The organism is Arthrobacter sp. SPG23 (assembly GCF_000876655.1).
Lineage (GTDB): Bacteria > Actinomycetota > Actinomycetes > Actinomycetales > Micrococcaceae > Arthrobacter.
This window is the reverse complement of the sequence record NZ_JYCN01000028.1, coordinates 160,955-176,756: the sequence shown is the minus strand read 5'-3', so window position 1 is coordinate 176,756 and position 15,802 is coordinate 160,955. Positions and strand designations below refer to the sequence as shown.

The following is a 15,802-nucleotide window of genomic DNA, read 5'->3' as shown; positions in this document are numbered from 1 at the left end:
TGAGGGACTAAACGATGTCCTGGCTCTTGGCGAAGCGGGTGATGGCACGCTGCGTGCCCCGGTTGGCCAGGACCTGGATGATGGCGCTGACAGCGGCCGAAATCAGCGCAAAGGTCAGGGCGCTGCGCAGGGTGGTGGGGACGTCGTCCTTGTCGCCCTTGGGCGGCTTACGGCCGGTGATCTTTTCCCAGACGACGTCAACGGCCTTCGTGCCGGCGAATCCGGCCAGCAGGCTCACTCCGGTTCCAAGCAGCTTGATGAAAAAACTCACTCCAGTACCCCTAACAGGTGGGAAACGACGGAAACAGGGCTTCCCCTAGCCTAACCGCATCAACCCGCCCGGATCACCGCGCATTGTGACACCCGCCCCGGGATTTCGCGGCCCCGCGGGTGTAAACTGATCCACGCCCATAAGGGCGAATTGATACGACAGGGGAGCGTCGCCGTCGGGCATCACTGGAAGAGTCCAGGGAACCGGAGGCGGGCGCTGAGAGTGCGGACAGCCGCAGACCCTCGAACCTGATCCGGTTAGTACCGGCGCAAGGGAGTCGAGTTCTCAGAGTGTCCGGCAGCAGGCGGCGGAAGCCGCGGAGCGCCCGGGGAACACTCTCCCCTCCTGTACCTCAGGAGGAAGAAAATGACTGGAATTACCGCCAAGCAGTCGCTTGGCAACAGCAAGTACAGCTGGCGTGTGGTGGACATCGTGGTTGCCGCGTTGATCGCAGTGGCCGGCGGCGTCATCTTCTGGGCCTGGTCCCAGGGGGCCGCCGCAGTGTCGCCGCCCATGAACGCCGTCTACCCGCCGCTGACCGGCCTCATCGCCGGCGGCTGGATGATTCCCGCCGTCCTGGGCATGCTGATCATCCGCAAGCCCGGAGCCGCCCTGTTCTGCGAAACTGTCGCCGCCACCGGTGAACTGATCATGGGCTCGCAGTACGGAGCGTCAGTGCTGTTCTCCGGCTTCGTGCAGGGGCTGGGGGCGGAGATCATCTTCGCGGTGTTCGTCTACAAGAAGTTCAACCTGCCCGTTTCGCTGCTGGCGGGTGCCGCCGCAGGCCTCTTCTGCGGCCTGAACGACTCGTTCGCACCCTGGGGCTGGAATATCGCCTACGCTGCCGGCGACAAGCTGGCCTACATCATCTTCACAGCCATCTCGGGCGCCGTCATCGCCGGCGGCCTGTCCTGGCTCGCCACCCGCGGCCTCGCCAGGACCGGTGTGCTGAGCTCCTTCGCCTCCCGCAAGGCAGCTGCGGAGCCCGTCTTCTCCTGATGAACGCACACTGCTCATGACGCCTTCCGACACCGTCCGCCCGGCCGCGGTCACGGCACGCGGCTGGGGCTGGCGGCATGCCGGCCGGTCCCTGCCTGCCGTCCGCGCCCTGGACCTGGACATTCAGCCGGGCGAACGCGTGCTGCTGCTGGGTCCCTCCGGCGCGGGAAAATCCACGTTGCTGCACGCCCTCGCCGGGGTGCTCGGCGACAGCGACGCCGTAGCCCGGCACGATGGCGCGCCGGATGCGGATGACTCCGATGAGACGGGCGCCCTGCTGATCGACGGCGCTCCGCCCCGCGCCCAGCGGGGGCGGACCGGCCTGATGCAGCAGGACCCCGAGACGCAGGTGGTCCTTTCCCGCGTGGGGGACGACGTCGCCTTCGGCGCCGAGAACCTCGCTGTGCCGCGCACGGACATCTGGACGCGCGTCGGCGAGGCGCTCGACGACGTCGGGCTGGCTTACCTGCCGCTGGACCACCCGACGTCGGCCCTCTCCGGCGGCCAGAAGCAGCGCCTGGCGCTCGCCGGCATCCTGGCCATGCGACCGGGGCTGCTGCTCCTCGACGAGCCCACCGCCAACCTGGACCCTGCGGGGGTCCTGGAGGTCAGGGACGCCGTGGGCAGGTGCCTGGACAAAACCGGGGCCACGCTGGTGGTGGTGGAACACCGCGTGGGCGTCTGGAAAGACCTCGTGGACCGGATCGTGGTGCTGCAGCCCGGATCGGCCACGGACTCCGCGGTGCTGCTGGACGGGCCCCCGGACCAGGTCCTGGCACAGGCCCGGGACATGCTTGTTGCCGCCGGTGTCTGGGTTCCCGGGTATGTTCCCGCCACCCGGGCGCGGTCCGGCGGCACCGGAGCGCAGGGTTCTGCGGGTGCCGGTGACCCGGGGGGCGCACGGGGCGGGGGCGCCCGGGGCCGGGAACCTCCTGTTGGCGGCCGAGAACCTTGCGGTCTCCCGCGAACGTCCCCGCCGGCGGCGCTTCAAGGCTGTCCCTCCGGTACCGGTGCAGGCCGGCATCACGGCACAGGTCCGGGCCGGCCAGGCCCTGACCGTCACCGGGCCCAACGGTTCCGGAAAGTCCACGTTTGCCCTCACCCTCGCCGGGTTGCTCCAGCCGGTGGAGGGCAGGGTTTCCGCCACCGTTGACCTCAGCGAAGGCGCCGGGATCGACCCGTACAAGTGGAAAGCGGAGCAGCTGATCTCCCGGATCGGCACCGTTTTCCAGGAACCGGAGCACCAGTTCGTCACCGGCCGGGTGCTGGATGAGCTGATGTTCGGCCCGCGGCACCTGGGCCACGGCGAGGAACGCGTGGACGAACTCCTGGAGCGGCTGCGGCTGACCAAGCTGGTGGAGGCGAACCCCTACACACTCTCGGGCGGGGAGAAGCGCAGGCTGTCCGTCGCCACGGTGCTGGCCGCCCATCCCCGGGTGCTGATCCTCGACGAACCCACGTTCGGCCAGGACGCCAACACCTGGGCGGAACTGGCGTCCTTCCTGTCCGAACTCCTCGACGCCGGCACCGCTGTGGTGTCGGTGACCCACGACCAGGAGTTCAGCGACGTCCTCGGCGGCACCGAGCTGAAACTTGATGCACCGGAACCCGGCCGGCCCGGACTGCGCAACCCGGAGGTGGCCGCCCCATGAGGGAAGCATTGACTCTGCAGGCGAACCACGCCCTGCTGACCCGGGCCAATCCGCTGGCCAAGTTCGCCGTCGTCATGCTGATGACCGTGGTGCTGGCGCTGTCCATCGACTGGGTGTCCGCCTCCGTTGCGCTGGCCTTTGAGCTGCTGCTCTTCCCGCTGGCCGGACTGACCGTGGCGTTGCTCTGGCAGCGTGGCTGGCCGCTGATCCTGGCGGCTGGGCTGGGCGGCTGGAGCACCTCGATCGTGGCCCCGGACAGCGGAAGGATCCTGCTCGACGTCGGCATCTGGTCCATCAGCGAAGGTTCGCTGGAGCTGGGGCTCGGATTCCTGCTGCGGGGGCTGGCAATCGCCCTCCCCGCGGTGCTGCTGATGAGCTGCACGGACCCGACCGACCTCGCTGACGCCCTCGCCCAGAAAGCGAAGCTGCCGCACCGGTTTGTGCTGGGCACCCTGGCCGCCATGCGGCTCGTGGGGCTGATGGCCGAAGAATGGCAGACGATCGGCATGGCCCGGCGCGCCCGCGGGGTGGGCTCCCACGGGAGTCCGGGGCAGCGCCTCCGGGCGATGCTGGGGCAGAGCTTCGGGCTCCTGGTCCAGGCCGTCCGCCGGGCCTCACGGCTTGCTGTCACCATGGAGGCGCGGGGGTTCGGCGGTGCGCGGCGGACCTGGGCACGTGAGTCCACGTTCAGCACCCTGGACATCTGGGTGGTCCTCGGCGGAGTGCTGATTGCCGCCGCGGCCGTGTCCGCCGCCGTCGGCGCAGGGACGTGGAATATGGTGTTCCTCGGGCAGCAGTAGGCCCGGCCGCCACCCGATATATCGCACGGGATGAATAATCTGTGAGCTTGACGGCAGTTTCCAGCGTTTCGCAGCCTGGAATAACTCATGCGTGATATTTTTTTCGTATGACTCAAGAAACTGCTGAACACGTAGGCCTGCTGCTCCGCGATGCCCGCGGCGAGAAGGGCTGGACCCAGGGGCAGCTGGCAGCCGAGCTGGGCACCAGCCAGAGCGCCATCGCCCGGATGGAACAGGGCAAGCAGAACCTCAGCCTCAAAATGATCCAGCGGCTCGAGGCCATTGTAGGCCGCAGCATCGTCAAAGTGGGCCGCCCGCAGATGACGCACCTCCGGGTGGAAGGCGGCCGCACGCTGTCCGGTTCCGTGGACGTCAACAGCAGCAAGAACGCCGGCGTGGCACTTCTCTGCGCCAGCCTCATCAACCGCGGCACCACCACGTTGCGCAGGCTGGCCCGGATCGAGGAAGTGAACCGGATCGTGGAGGTGCTCACCAGCATCGGTGTCGAATGCACCTGGCTCAACGCCAACGACCTGCAGATCCGCCGCCCCGCAGTCCTGGACCTCGATTCCATGGACGTGGAGGCTGCCCGGCGCACCCGCAGCGTGATCATGCTGCTGGGCCCGCTCCTGGACGAATCCGCCGAATACCGGCTTCCGTACGCGGGCGGCTGCGACCTGGGCACCCGCACCGTGGAACCGCACATGCAGGCCCTGCGCCAGTTCGGCCTGTCAGTGGACGCCAAGTCGGGTTTCTATTCGGTCCAGGCCCCCCCGGCCGACGGCGACAACCGCACCTTCGTGCTGAGCGAACGCGGTGACACAGTCACCGAAAACGCCATCATGGCGGCCGCCCACCGCCGCGGCACCACGGTGATCCGCAACGCCAGTCCCAACTACATGGTCCAGGACCTCTGCTTCTACCTGCAGGGCCTGGGCGTGGTGATCGAGGGCGTGGGGACCACCACCCTGAAGATCACCGGCCTGCCGTCCATCGACGTCGACATTGAATATTTCCCGTCCGAGGACCCGATTGAGGCGATGAGCCTGATCACCGCCGGCATCGTGACCAATTCCGAGGTCACCATCCGCCGGGTTCCCATCGAATTCATGGAGATTGAACTCGCCACCCTGGAACAGATGGGCCAGGAGTTGGAGATCTCCGGCGAGTACTTTGCCCGGAACGGCCGCACCCGGCTGGTGGACGTCACCACGAAGCCTTCCGCGCTGCATGCCCCCACGGACAAAATCCACCCCATGCCGTTCCCGGGCCTGAACATCGACAACCTGCCGTTCTTCGCAGTCATTGCGGCCAATGCCGAAGGCCAGACCATGATCCACGACTGGGTCTACGAGAACCGCGCCATCTACCTCACCGAGCTGAACAAGCTGGGGGCACGCGTCCAGCTGCTGGATCCGCACCGGATCTACGTCAACGGCCCAACCCGGTGGCGGGCCGCCGAGGTGGGCTGCCCGCCCGCCCTCCGCCCGGCCGCCTGCATCCTGCTGGCCATGCTGGCCGCCCGCGGGGTGTCCGAGCTTCGCAACATCTACGTGATCGAGCGCGGGTACGAGGACCTGGCCGAGCGGCTGAACACCATCGGCGCCAAGATCGAGTACTTCCAGGACTGACCCGGCCGAACCTGCCAGCCGGGACCGACCGAACCGCGGCGCCGTTGCTGCGCCTGTCGTACGGGGCGTCACGGGGGCACAATGTATGCATGCGAACTTTCGGGGTTGAGGAAGAGCTGCTGATTGTGGACCCCGTGACCGGGGAGCCGCTGGCGCTGGCGGACGCCCTGCTGACGGGGCGGAAGCTCGCTGCCGACGACGCTCCGGACAAGCCCCGGATCCCGGACCCCCACGATCCAACCCATCACGACGGCGACACCGGGCTGACTGCCGAACTGAAACTAGAGCAGATCGAGACCCAGACCCGTCCGTGCCTGAACTATGGGGAGCTGCTCCTGCAGATCCGCCAGGGCCGGGTCCTGGCCGACACCGCCGCCAAGAAGCACAATGCACGGGTGGCGGCGCTGGCAACATCGCCGATTGCCTCCACCACGCACACCACGCCGAACCCCCGCTATGCCACCATGCAGGAGCGCTTCGGGCTCACCGTCCATGAGCAGCTGACCTGCGGGTTCCACGTGCACACTTTCGTCGAATCCCCGGAAGAAGGCGTGGCGGTCATCGACCGGATCAGGGACAAACTGGCGGTGCTCACGGCGCTCAGCGCGAACTCGCCGTACTGGAACGGCGTGGAGACCGGCTTTGAAAGTTACCGCACGCAGGCCTGGAACCGCTGGCCGACGTCGGGCCCGTCCCAGATCTTCGGAACGCACTCCATGTACCGCCGCGTGGTCACCCGGCTGCTGGACAGCGGCGTGCTGCTGGACGAAGGCATGATCTACTTCGACGCGAGGCTCTCGCGGAACCACCCCACCGTGGAAGTCAGGGTGGCTGACGTCTGCCTGCAGGCCGAGGACGCCGCCCTGATCGCCGTCCTGGTGCGCGGCCTGGTGGAATCGGCCAGCAGGGAATGGCGGGCCGGTGTGGACCCCGCACCGGTACCGACGGTGCTCCTGCGGATGGCGGCGTGGCAGGCCAGCAATTGCGGACTCCGCGGAGAACTCCTGGATTTCGGCACGTTCCGTCCTTCTCCTGCCGAGGAAGTGGTGGAGGCGCTGGTGGACTACGTGGCGCCTGTCCTGGCGGAACAGGACGAGCTGGAACTGGCCCGCGAAGGCGTGCGGCGCATCCTGGACCGCGGGACCGGTTCGGAGCAGCAGCGCCACGTCATGCAGGAAAGCCTGGCTGCGACCCCGGACGCGGCCACCGGGCTGGCGGCCGTTGTTGCCCACGCGGTGGAAGTCAGCATGCGCCGGACCGAAGCCATCACCGCGCGCGAGAAGGCGCCGGTGCTGTTGCGCGTCCGCCAGTCCTGATCAGGTTCCTACTACCCCGGAGCGCGCCATGGAAACCGAATACGCAACAGTCGCCGGCCATGATGTCACCACCATCACCTGCGTCTGTGGCAACACCGTCAGCGACGACGGACTGATCCAGGCCAACTCCGAAGGAATGCCTGTCCACCTTGGCGAGGACACTCCCGTGCCTGCCGGACTGGCCGAGTGGCCCGGGGACGAGGACCTCTACACGCTGTGCCCGGCATGCGGCCGCGTCTACCATGACACCGTCATCGAAGAGACCGGAACCGCGCCCGTGGCCTTCACTGTGGATGTTGCGTCGGGCCCGGTTGCCGAAGCGATCCGGCTGCACTGGGAGCTCGACACCTGAGGTTCCCCGGGCCAGGCGGAAACAGGTAGTGGACACTCTGTTCCGGGCTTGGTGCCGTGCCGTAGCTTTGGCGCTATCGCGTCAGTCAGCGGTGCTCGAGGGGGATCGAACGCACCGGCGGACCTGCCGGAACCCGGCCGCCCGCCAGACACGATCCCGTCCACCACTTGCGCGCGCGCAGCAGCACGCCGCATCAGCCAGGCACTGACCGCCCGGCGGATCCGGTTCCGGAACGCGCCCCGAATCTCCCGGGGCGGACCGGTTCATCGAACGGGGATCAGTCCATGCAAAGGCGCATCACACCAGCAGCCCTCCTCCTGACGGCGTTCCTGGCGCTCACCGGGTGCGGAACAAACACCGGCACCACAACCACCGGTACGGAAACCGCCACCTCGTCGCCCCCAGCCTCGAGCGCCACGCCAAGCCCGGCGAAGACCTACACGGATGCGGACCTGAGCAGCCTGCTGTCCACCCTGAAGGATTCCCAGGGGCGCCCCCTGACGGTGGTTCCCGCGGCGCAGATCGACCAGGGCATCATCAAGGCCAAGGAAGTGCTCAAGAGTGCGGTGTTCACGCCGCCGGCGTGCAACGTCTTTGCCGACAGCAACTCCCAGATTCCCGAGGACAGCACGTATGCGGCAGGAACCACCGTCTCGGCTGCGGACAAGACGGCGATAGTCGTCACCGTCATTGCCCTCAAGGATGCCAAGGAGCTGACGGACCATCTGGATGCGTCCAGGAAGGCTTCGGCGGAGTGCAGCAACTTCACCGTTGAACTGGCGGGACAGAAGATCACCACCGAGGTTCAGCCGGTAGACGCCCAGACGAAAGGCGACCAGTCCTTTGCCGCGCTGGCCAGGCAGAGCCTCTCCACCGGCGAGAAGCAGACGGCGCTGACCATGACAGGGATCAAGGGGAACTTGGCTGCCACGGCGGTGAAGGCCGGTCCGGACGTGACCCCGAACGCCGCGCCCGAGCTCGCCCAGCTGATTGACACCATCCTCGCGCACGGCTGACGGGCGGGGCGCAAGGGGCGACCCGCAAGACGCCGTGAAGCGCGAACGGACAGTTAGGGCCCTCAACAGCGCGGGAAACAGGGCCGTATCTGTCCGTTCGCGCTGGTCAGGTTCAGGCTGGTCAGATCTGTTTCAGCGCCTGCTCCAGGTCGCGGATGAGGTCGTCCACATCCTCGAGTCCCACGGACAGGCGGACCACGCCGTCGCTCAGCCCGATGGCCGCGCGGCCCTCCGGGCCCATGGCACGGTGGGTGGTGGTGGCCGGGTGGGTGATGAGTGTCTTGGCATCGCCAAGGTTGTTGGAAATGTCGATGATCCGCAGCGCGTCCAGCAGCGCAAAGGCTGCTTCCTTCGCCGTACGGCCCGCCGACGGTGAAAGCTCCAGCGTGAGCACGGTGCCGCCGGCCTTCATCTGCTGGGCCGCCAGCTCATACTGCGGGTGGGATTTCAGCAGCGGGTACTTGACCCAGCTGACCGCCGGCTGCCCCTCAAGCCATTCGGCGAGGCGCAGCGCGGAGGCCGAGGAATGGTTGACGCGCAGCGCCATGGTTTCCAGGCCCTTCGTCAGCACCCAGGCGTTGAAGGCGGATAGTGCGGGCCCGGTGTGGCGCATCAGCTGCTTGACCGGCCCGTCGATGAACTCCTTGGTGCCCAGGATGGCCCCGCCAAGGACCCGGCCCTGGCCGTCGATGTGCTTGGTGCCGGAGTACACGATCACGTCCGCGCCGAGTTCCCCGCAGCGCTGCAGCAGGGGAGTGGCAAAGACGTTGTCGACGACGACGGTCGCCCCTGCCGCGTGTGCCAGTTCGCTGACCGCGGCGATGTCCACGATTTCCTGCATCGGGTTCGACGGCGACTCAAAGAAGACCGCCGTCGTGGGCTCCGAAAGGGCGGCGCGCCACTGCTCCAGGTCCGGGCCGTCCACGAAAACCGTTTCCACGCCCCACCGGGGCAGGATCTCGTTCAAAATGACAAAGCAGGAGCCGAACAGCGAGCGGGCGGCCACCACCCGGTCACCGGCAGCCAGCAGGGCGCCCAGTGCCGTGAAGACGGCGGACATGCCGGACGCCGTCGCAAAGCAGGCTTCGGTGCCCTCGAGCAGCCGGAGCCGCTCCTGGAACGTGGCCACGGAGGGGTTGCCGTAGCGGGAGTACACAAACCGTTCGTCCTCGCCGGTGAAGGCGCGTTCGGCGGCGGCCGCGGATTCGTACACGAACCCGGAGTTGAGGAAGATCGGCTCGGCGGTCTCCTGGAAATTGGTGCGGTCAAGGCCGCCGCGGACAGCCTGGGTATCGGGGCTCCAGCCGGCGGCGTCGGGATTGAAGGTCACTTAGTTCTTTCCGAGGTTGGTGGGCAGTCCGCGGTTCTTCCAGCCGTTGACGGTGCGTTCGCCGAATCGGTCCGGTTCGCCTTCAAACCCTTCGAGGACGTTGTAGGCGGTGAACCCGGCCCGCGTGGCGGCAATCGCAGCAGCGACGGACCGGACACCGGAACGGCAGAGGAACACCAGCTCGACGCCGGAGTCCTCGGGTGCCTGTTGCTTCAGTTGGTCGACAAAATCCGGGTTGGGGATGCCGCCGGGGAAGGTCCACTGGATGAAGAGGGGATCGTTGTCCGTGGCCTTGGTGTCCGGGATGCCGATGTGCGCCCACTCGCCCTCAGTGCGCACATCCACCAGGACCGCGCCCTGTTCGAGTTTGGCCCAGGCGTCCTGCGGGCTCAGGTCCCCTGCGTAGCTCACGCGTGGCCCTCGAAAGCTTCGCCGGACAGATCGGCGTCGAACTCAAGTTCGTCCACTGCGGTTGCCACTGCAGCGTCGGAGCTGGCGACGGCCTCGGGCAGGATCACGGCCTGGGCCACGATCACGCTGGTGCCGTTGAAGGTTGCCGCCGGGCTCCCGTGGAGGACATAACCATCAGCCAGTGCGGCTGAGATGCGCTCGCAGAACGAACGGTCATCGGGGCCGGTGATGAGCCGGTAGGACAGCTTTTCCTGCGGCAGCGCCACGGGCGGGTTTTGGTCGGCGGCGGCCAGTTCGGCGGCCGGGGCCAGCGGTGCGGGTGCGTCGGACACGACGGATCTCCTTCTCTCACGCTTGCAACTCGAGTATCGATATGCCGAGTATTCACCTGAGGCACCCCGCCGCGGAAGGAGGGTTGCCGACCGGCCAGTCAGGGCTTGGCGCCGGTTCTCATTACTCCCCAAAAACGTAACACTTACGACGGCGGCCCGCACCGCCGTCGTCGTCATCTTCCGTAACGGGACCGGCCGCACCGCGGCGCCATAGGGGCACCGTCCATGCCCGGTACGTGACCCCGGATTGCAGTTACAAATGCCACCGCCGGGAGGATAATGACGGGAGATGAACCGCCGTCACGCCGGATGAAATCAGGCAGCCGTGAATGAATCGAACCGGAATACAGTCAGTCCCATGCTGCACTTCGGTTGGTTCGTGGGTCACGGTTTCGGCGTCCAGGGCTGGGGCACGCCCGGGTACGGCATCGGATACGACTGGAAAAAACCCGCCCTGTACCAGCACGCGGTGCGGGAATTCGAACGCGCCGGGCTGGACCTGTTCATCATCGAGGATTCCCTCACGGTGCCGGACACGTACGGGGGGACCGCCGAAGTGTCGCTGGCGCAGGCGTCCTTCGCGCCCAAGCACGATCCGTTGGCCCTGGTGCCCTACCTGCTCTCCGCCACGGACCACCTCGGCATTGTTCCCACCATCAGTGCGTCCTTCTACCCGCCGTTCACCGCTGCGCGTCTGCTGGCCACGCTGCAGCACTTCTCCAGCGGCCAGCTCGGCTGGAACGTGGTGACCTCCGGCAGTGACCTTGCCGCGCAGAACTACGGGCTGGACCAGCAGATCGAGCATGACCTCCGCTACGAGAAGGCGGAGGAGTTCGTTGACGTGGTGCGCAAACTTTGGCGCAGCTGGGAGCCGGACGCCATCGTGGAGGACGCGGTGGCAGGCGTCTTCGCGGACCATACGAAGGTCCACCCGATCAACCACGACGGCGAATTCTTTAAAGTCCGGGGGCCGCTGAACACCGCGCCGCTGCCTGAGGAACCGGTGCTGGTGCAGGCCGGAGCGTCGCCGCGGGGCAAGGCGTTCGCCGGCGGCAACGCGGACGTCGCAATTGCCCTGGCCAGGGGTGCTGACAGCATGAAGGCCTACCGCGATTCGATCCGGGCCGAGGCGGCCGCGGCAGGACGGAACCCCGACGACGTCAAGGTGCTGTATGTCCTTAAGCCCACCGTGGTGGGCTCCCGTGCCGAAGGGGATGAGCTGCGGGAGCAGCGCCGCCAGCTCACCCAGCGCGACATCGACAGCCAGTTGAACTCCATCTCCTACCTCTCCGTGATCGACTTCAAACAGTTCGACCTCGACGCTCCGCTCCCCGAACTCACCACGAACAGCAACCAGGGCACCCTGGACCATTTCGCCAAGGCGGGCCCGCCCGGGTCCACGCTGCGCCAGCTCCTGCAGGCCCGCAGCGGCGGCGCGGGGGACAGCATCATCGGCACGGCCGACGAGATCGCCGACTACCTGGAGGAAACCGGCGCCCAGGTGGGCGGGGACGGGTTCCTGTTCTCCGGTTTCGTTGATCCGGCCACCGTTCACGGCGTGCTGGACCGCTTGGCCCCGGTGCTGCGGCGCCGCGGGCTGCTCCGGACAAGCTATGGCGACGGCGGCTTCCGCCGGAACCTGCTGGACTTCTAGTCGCCATGGGCAGCGGCAGCGGGAACTTCCTGATCGGCACGGCGCACCTGCGGGCAAGGGACCTCGCCGGGGCCGCGGCTGATCCGGCTGTGAAGTTCGTCCTGAGCGTGGACGCCCTGGAACTGATCGGGCTCTCGCGGGAGGTGGTGCAGCGGACCATCGACTCCGGCCGCCGCGTCTACGGCCTCAACACGCTGCTGGGGTCAGGCCGGGACACCGCCGTGGACGAGAAGTCGATCCTCGCCTACCAGGTGCAGGTGGTCCGTTATCACAACAGCGGGGTGGGGGAGCTGCTCGGCGCTGATGAAGTCCGGGCCGTGATCCTGGCGCGGCTGGTGGGCTTCAGTCGCGGCGGCTCCGGAGTCCGGCCGGAGACAGCCCGCTTCTATGCCGAAATGCTCAACCGGGGCGTGGTCCCCGCCATCCCGCGCGACGGATCCGTAGGTTCCGCCGACCTGACCCACCTTGCCGCCGTGGCCGCCGTCGCCATCGGGGAAGGCCAGGCCGTTGGGGCGGACGGGCGGCTGCTGCCCGGCGGGCAGGCACTGGCCGACGCCGGGCTGGCGCCCCTGGAACTCGCGCCCGGCGAAGCCCTGGCCCTGGTCAGCTCCAACTCCTATTCAATCGGCGTCGGCGCGCTGGTGCTGCACCGCCTCCTGCGGCTCGCCGACCTTGCGGACACCGCGCTCGCGCTGTCGCTTGAGGCGACGGCAAGGCACGACGGCGGCGGCAACCTCAGCCCGTTTTCGCCGGCTGTGCAGGCGGCCAAAGCCGTCCACGGGCAGTCGGTCACTGCGGCCCATGTGCTCCGGCTCCTGGAGGACGGGTGGCTGGAGGATCCGGCCCGGGAGGCATCCGTGCAGGACGCGCTCTCCTTCCGCGCGGCACCCCAGACCCACGGCGCCGTCCGGTGGCAGATCACGGCACTGGAGGATGCCCTGGAGGTGGAGCTGAACGGCCGCGGCGACAACCCGCTCACCGACATCGGGTCCGGGCGGATGGTCTCCGGCGGGAACTTCCAGCCCATGCAGCTGGCGCTCGCATTCGAGGCGCTGCGCCTGGGGCTGGCCCATCTCGGGATCAGCAGCGAACGCCGGATTGCCAAGCTTTATCCGCCGCAGCGGCGGATCCGTCAACGGCACCTCGAGGCTGCCAGGAACGGAGCACCGCTGGAGCCGGAAGAGCTGCCCGGACTGCTGTGGTACTCGGCGGCAGGCCTGTTGTCCGAGCTCAAAGTCCTGGCGGCGCCGGCCACCCTTGGTGCGCCCACGCTGTCTGCGGATGTCGAAGACCACTCAACGCTGGCCCCGCTGGCCCTCCAGCTGCTGGAGCGTTCCGTGGATGCCGCCGGGAGGCTGCTCGCCATTGAGGCGCTGACCGCCGCGTACCTGCTGGGCGGAGCTGAGTCGCGTGCGGTGCGGCCGCTGGGAAAGGGGACGGGTGCCGTCGTCGAGCGTCTTTCCCCCCTGCTGGCCCGGCACCTGCCGGCGGCAGCGCTCGTGGAGCAGGCCCGCGCCGAACTGGACGCCTTCCTCTGCAACGGCTTCAACAGTGCCCTGGACGCCGCCCCGGAAACCCGCACCACCGGCGGGCCCGCCAGCGGCACGGAAAGGCAACGATGAGCACCATGACAGGCAGGCACGCGGTCCGGGACGCCGATGTTGCGGCGGATGCCGCAGCCGTCCTGGCCCAGGTGGGGAACACCCCGCTGGTGCCACTGGACGTCCTGGGCAGGGGCCTGGGCAGCGCGGTCTACGTCAAGCTCGAATCCGACAATCCGGGCGGATCCATCAAAGACCGGACGGCGCTGAGCATGGTCCGGGCCGCTGAGCGCAGCGGTGAACTCCGGCCGGGCGCAACCATCGTGGAGAGCACCTCCGGGAACACCGGGATCGGGCTGGCGCTGATCGGTGCACTGACCGGACACCCCGTGGTGGTGGTCACCGGGGACACCATCTCATCCGAGAAGCTCGCCGCGCTGCACCGTTATGGCGCCAGGGTGGTGGTGACGGACTGGACCGCGCCGTCGGAGTCGCCGGAGAACGCGCGGGCCGTCGCGGCCCGGATCACGGCGGAGAATCCGGGAGCCTGGCGGCCGCAACAGTTCGACAATCCGGCCAATCCGCTGGCCCACTACGAAGGGACAGCGCCGGAGATCTGGCAGCAGACGTCCGGGAAAGTGACCCATTTCGTGGCCGGTATCGGCACCGGCGGCACCATCAGCGGCAACGGCCGGTACCTGAAGGAAAAGACCGGCGGCCATGTGGAGGTGATCGCCGCGGATCCTGTTGGCTCCGTGTACAGCGGGGGCCACCCGGGCAAGATCCTGGTTGACGGCGTGGGTAACTCCTGGCCCCAGGCCGAGTGGCCCAAAATATTCGACCGCGCCATCGTGGACCGTTTCCTGCGCATTCCAGACAACGAGGTGTACACCACGGAGCACCGGTTGCTGAATGAAGAGGGACTGTCCCTGGGGCCCTCGTCCGGGCTTGCGGTGGCAGCCGCCCTCAGGGTTGCGCGGGCCGCCCCGCACGGGTCCGTGGTGGTGGCGATAGCGCCCGACGCCGGCAGCAACTACCTGAGCAAGGCCTTCAATCCGGTATGGCTGGCCGACAATCATATCCACCTGGCGGCCGAATTCGTGGAGGATTAGCTCGCGTGCTTAGCATCACGACTCGGATACGGCTAGAGACAGACAGACCGGTCTCGTTGTACTCTTTTGAAACGTTCGCGGTTCCCGCATCCTCGAAACAAGTATGCGGTGTAGTCAAGGACGGGTCCCGGGCTCAGCCGGGACCAGCTCTTATAAAGGAATAGCCAATGTCAATGGATGAGAATTCTTTTCCAGCATTGACCGATGGAGAATCGACTGCGTACCGGGGACCGCAGCCGAACCCGCCTTCGGACGTGAGTGATCCGACGATCCGTGGACAGGCGTGGGACATCATCGAGTCCGTACTGGATGACGCCACTCCGCAGAGCGAGTGGGCACGTGAGCAGTTGCGCAGCCGGATGGAATCGCACCCGGGGAATCCCGAGCGCGCCCTCCTGGAGCACCTCATGGCCACACGGAGCATCACGGATGAGCAGTCGGACGATTCCGAGCCCAACCTGCCCAGCCCTGATTTGCCGACTCCCGACGAGGACTACGGCAACACGGTGCTGTTCACCCGCCGGAGCAGGCGCCGCATCGAGGCGATCCTCGGCGACAGGATGCTCCTCACCGCGTTCCAGCCCATCCACGAGCTTGCCGGCAGGAACGTCGTCGGCGTTGAGGCCTTGACGCGTTTTGTCAGCGACGACGGCGCCAGCGCGGATCACTGGTTCAACGAGGCCGCTGCCGTCGGCCTCGGGACGGACCTTGAATTTGCCGCCCTGCAGGCAGCCCTTGTGGCCGCGGAACAATTGCCGCCGCACGTCTACGTGGCGTTGAACCTCTCACCGGCCACGTGCCTGGACCCCCGGCTCCGGGCGTTCGTGGAGCAGTCCCAACTGGCGGTGGACCGGATCGTCGTCGAACTGACGGAACGCCTTGCCGAATACGAATACGATCCTGTGGTGGAGGCACTGGCACCGCTTCGTTCGCGCGGACTTCGGGTTGCTGTTGACGGCGCCGGCGCGGGCTTCGGTTCGATGAGCCAGGTCACGCACCTCAGCCCGGACATCATTAAGCTCGACCGCAGCCTCATCGCAGGAATCGACCACGCCGCGGGCCAGAAAACCCTGGGCGCGGCCATGGTGGAGTTTGCCCGGCAGGTTGGCGCGGACCTGGTTGCCGAGGGAATCGAAACCCAGGCCGAGCTCACCGCGGTCATGGACCTTGGGATGGCCTACGGGCAGGGATACCTCCTGGGCCGCCCCTCGGTCCAGCCGCTCGACTGGGCCGCCTGGCGAACGTCGGCCCACCGCGAGGCGTCCACGTCGGGATCTACCGGCCCGGCCAACTAGACGCTCTCTCGGTTGTTGCTGCCTGAGCCGGGACGCTCTCTCAGTCCCGGCTGATCACTCGATGGCCTGCATCCTGCTGATATCTCCACG

Annotated in this window: 14 protein-coding genes, 1 pseudogene and 2 riboswitches; of the genes and pseudogenes, 11 read left to right on the top strand and 4 right to left on the bottom strand. The window is 67.5% G+C overall.

Annotation, left to right across the window (positions count from 1 at the left end):
* Positions 1–7: 7 nt before the first annotated feature.
* Complete coding sequence (locus tag TV39_RS20030; RefSeq protein ID WP_011693690.1) at positions 8–271, bottom strand: DUF4235 domain-containing protein; 264 nt, start codon at positions 269–271, stop codon at positions 8–10.
* Positions 272–421: 150 nt separating this feature from the next.
* Positions 422–564: riboswitch (TPP riboswitch) on the top strand.
* Between the two features lie 73 nt (positions 565–637).
* Here TV39_RS20030 and TV39_RS20025 point away from each other — a divergent pair.
* The 7 genes and pseudogenes from TV39_RS20025 to TV39_RS19995 all read left to right on the top strand — a co-directional run bounded on the left by TV39_RS20025 (position 638) and on the right by TV39_RS19995 (position 8,037).
* Positions 638–1,270: an ECF transporter S component gene (locus tag TV39_RS20025; RefSeq protein ID WP_043485112.1), complete on the top strand. Its 633-nt coding sequence runs from the start codon at positions 638–640 to the stop codon at positions 1,268–1,270.
* A 16-nt stretch (positions 1,271–1,286) separates the two neighbouring features.
* Positions 1,287–2,922: pseudogene (locus tag TV39_RS22765) on the top strand (ABC transporter ATP-binding protein).
* Positions 2,919–3,722: an energy-coupling factor transporter transmembrane component T family protein gene (locus tag TV39_RS20015; protein ID WP_043485109.1), complete on the top strand. Its 804-nt coding sequence runs from the start codon at positions 2,919–2,921 to the stop codon at positions 3,720–3,722. The pseudogene TV39_RS22765 and the gene TV39_RS20015 overlap by 4 nt, the downstream one beginning before the upstream one ends.
* 107 nt (positions 3,723–3,829) lie before the next feature.
* Positions 3,830–5,353, top strand: coding sequence for a UDP-N-acetylglucosamine 1-carboxyvinyltransferase (locus tag TV39_RS20010; RefSeq protein ID WP_043485108.1), 1,524 nt, complete (start codon positions 3,830–3,832; stop codon positions 5,351–5,353).
* 89 nt (positions 5,354–5,442) lie between these two features.
* Complete coding sequence (locus tag TV39_RS20005) at positions 5,443–6,669, top strand: glutamate--cysteine ligase 2 (protein ID WP_043485106.1); 1,227 nt, start codon at positions 5,443–5,445, stop codon at positions 6,667–6,669.
* A gap of 28 nt (positions 6,670–6,697) precedes the next feature.
* A complete protein-coding gene (locus TV39_RS20000) occupies positions 6,698–7,021 on the top strand; it encodes a hypothetical protein (protein ID WP_043485105.1) in 324 nt (107 codons plus the stop codon).
* A 284-nt stretch (positions 7,022–7,305) separates the two neighbouring features.
* A complete protein-coding gene (locus TV39_RS19995; protein ID WP_043485103.1) occupies positions 7,306–8,037 on the top strand; it encodes a hypothetical protein in 732 nt (243 codons plus the stop codon).
* A 121-nt stretch (positions 8,038–8,158) separates the two neighbouring features.
* On the opposite strand, the gene TV39_RS19990 is transcribed toward TV39_RS19995, so the two are convergent.
* The 3 genes from TV39_RS19990 to TV39_RS19980 are packed head-to-tail and all read right to left on the bottom strand — an operon-like array spanning position 8,159 to position 10,071.
* The gene (locus TV39_RS19990; protein WP_043485102.1) at positions 8,159–9,367 is read right to left on the bottom strand and encodes an O-succinylhomoserine sulfhydrylase; all 1,209 of its coding nucleotides are present in this window, start codon (positions 9,365–9,367) and stop codon (positions 8,159–8,161) included.
* Complete coding sequence (locus TV39_RS19985) at positions 9,368–9,778, bottom strand: rhodanese-like domain-containing protein (RefSeq protein WP_043485100.1); 411 nt, start codon at positions 9,776–9,778, stop codon at positions 9,368–9,370.
* The gene (locus tag TV39_RS19980) at positions 9,775–10,071 is read right to left on the bottom strand and encodes a DUF1737 domain-containing protein (RefSeq protein WP_442853514.1); all 297 of its coding nucleotides are present in this window, start codon (positions 10,069–10,071) and stop codon (positions 9,775–9,777) included. Before TV39_RS19980 ends, TV39_RS19985 begins: the two co-directional genes overlap by 4 nt.
* Before the next feature lie 52 nt (positions 10,072–10,123).
* Positions 10,124–10,236: riboswitch (SAM riboswitch) on the bottom strand.
* 232 nt (positions 10,237–10,468) lie between these two features.
* Here TV39_RS19980 and TV39_RS19975 point away from each other — a divergent pair.
* From TV39_RS19975 to TV39_RS19960, 4 genes are all read left to right on the top strand, one after another.
* Positions 10,469–11,764, top strand: coding sequence for an NtaA/DmoA family FMN-dependent monooxygenase (locus TV39_RS19975; RefSeq protein WP_043485097.1), 1,296 nt, complete (start codon positions 10,469–10,471; stop codon positions 11,762–11,764).
* Positions 11,765–11,769: 5 nt separating this feature from the next.
* Positions 11,770–13,386 (top strand): aromatic amino acid ammonia-lyase, encoded by a 1,617-nt coding sequence (locus TV39_RS19970; protein ID WP_043485094.1) that lies wholly within the window; start codon positions 11,770–11,772, stop codon positions 13,384–13,386.
* Positions 13,383–14,417 (top strand): PLP-dependent cysteine synthase family protein, encoded by a 1,035-nt coding sequence (locus TV39_RS19965; protein ID WP_043485091.1) that lies wholly within the window; start codon positions 13,383–13,385, stop codon positions 14,415–14,417. The genes TV39_RS19970 and TV39_RS19965 overlap by 4 nt, the downstream gene beginning before the upstream one ends.
* 254 nt (positions 14,418–14,671) lie before the next feature.
* Positions 14,672–15,712, top strand: coding sequence for an EAL domain-containing protein (locus TV39_RS19960; protein ID WP_235347463.1), 1,041 nt, complete (start codon positions 14,672–14,674; stop codon positions 15,710–15,712).
* Positions 15,713–15,802: the final 90 nt, after the last annotated feature.

What these genes read in the sequence shown, in the direction of transcription:
- TV39_RS20025 (WP_043485112.1), top strand. Translation starts at nt 638, where the DNA reads ATGACTGGAATTACCGCCAAGCAGTCGCTTGGCAACAGCAAGTACAGC.
- TV39_RS19975 (WP_043485097.1), top strand. Translation starts at nt 10,469, where the DNA reads ATGCTGCACTTCGGTTGGTTCGTGGGTCACGGTTTCGGCGTCCAGGGC.
- TV39_RS20005 (WP_043485106.1), top strand. Translation starts at nt 5,443, where the DNA reads ATGCGAACTTTCGGGGTTGAGGAAGAGCTGCTGATTGTGGACCCCGTG.
- TV39_RS19970 (WP_043485094.1), top strand. Translation starts at nt 11,770, where the DNA reads ATGGGCAGCGGCAGCGGGAACTTCCTGATCGGCACGGCGCACCTGCGG.
- TV39_RS20015 (WP_043485109.1), top strand. Translation starts at nt 2,919, where the DNA reads ATGAGGGAAGCATTGACTCTGCAGGCGAACCACGCCCTGCTGACCCGG.
- TV39_RS20010 (WP_043485108.1), top strand. Translation starts at nt 3,830, where the DNA reads ATGACTCAAGAAACTGCTGAACACGTAGGCCTGCTGCTCCGCGATGCC.
- TV39_RS20000 (WP_043485105.1), top strand. Translation starts at nt 6,698, where the DNA reads ATGGAAACCGAATACGCAACAGTCGCCGGCCATGATGTCACCACCATC.
- TV39_RS19965 (WP_043485091.1), top strand. Translation starts at nt 13,383, where the DNA reads ATGAGCACCATGACAGGCAGGCACGCGGTCCGGGACGCCGATGTTGCG.
- TV39_RS19995 (WP_043485103.1), top strand. Translation starts at nt 7,306, where the DNA reads ATGCAAAGGCGCATCACACCAGCAGCCCTCCTCCTGACGGCGTTCCTG.